Source organism: Microbacterium sp. B35-04 (assembly GCF_010634885.1).
GTDB lineage: Bacteria > Actinomycetota > Actinomycetes > Actinomycetales > Microbacteriaceae > Microbacterium.
This window is the reverse complement of sequence record NZ_MWLP01000152.1, coordinates 1-594: the sequence shown is the minus strand read 5'-3', so window position 1 is coordinate 594 and position 594 is coordinate 1. Positions and strand designations below refer to the sequence as shown.

The window sequence follows — 594 nt, the reverse complement described above, 5'->3', positions numbered from 1 at the left end:
CCCCGCCGGCGTGCTCGGCACCGCCGGCCTGCTCGCACCGGACGGCGGCAGCATCGATGGGCCCTCCGCAGGCTCCGGGCGTGGCGGGGAGCTCGGCACCGAGCGCCTGCGGTTCCACTTCCCGCGCCAGCGCCGCGACCGCCACCTGTGCCTCGCCGACTTCGTCCGGGCGCGCGAATCGGGCACCGTCGACGTGCTCCCGGTGCAGCTCGTCACGGCCGGCGCGCACATCGACTCGGTCACCGCGAAGCTGTTCGCCGAAGACAAGTACCGCGACTACTACGAGCTCAATGGGCTCGTGATGCAGCTGACCGAGGCGCTCGCCGAGTTCTGGCACGCCCGCATCCGCTCCGAGCTGGGCTTCTCGGGGGAGGACCCCGCCGAGACCGCGGGGCTGTTCAAGCTGGAGTACCGCGGCGCCCGCTTCTCACTCGGCTACCCCGCATGCCCCGACATGGAGGATCGCCGCAAGGTCGTCGAGCTCCTCCGGCCCGAGCGCATGGGCGTCGAGCTCAGCGAAGAGCTGCAGCTGCACCCTGAGCAGTCGACCGATGCCTTCGTCTTTCACCACCCCGAGGCGAAGTACTTCTCGGT

At 70.9% G+C, this 594-nt stretch carries 1 protein-coding gene; it reads left to right on the top strand.

Annotation, left to right across the window (positions count from 1 at the left end):
- Positions 1-594, top strand: a 594-nt coding sequence (locus B1729_RS20135) for a vitamin B12 dependent-methionine synthase activation domain-containing protein (protein WP_275575862.1), incomplete at both ends; no start/stop codon positions are given.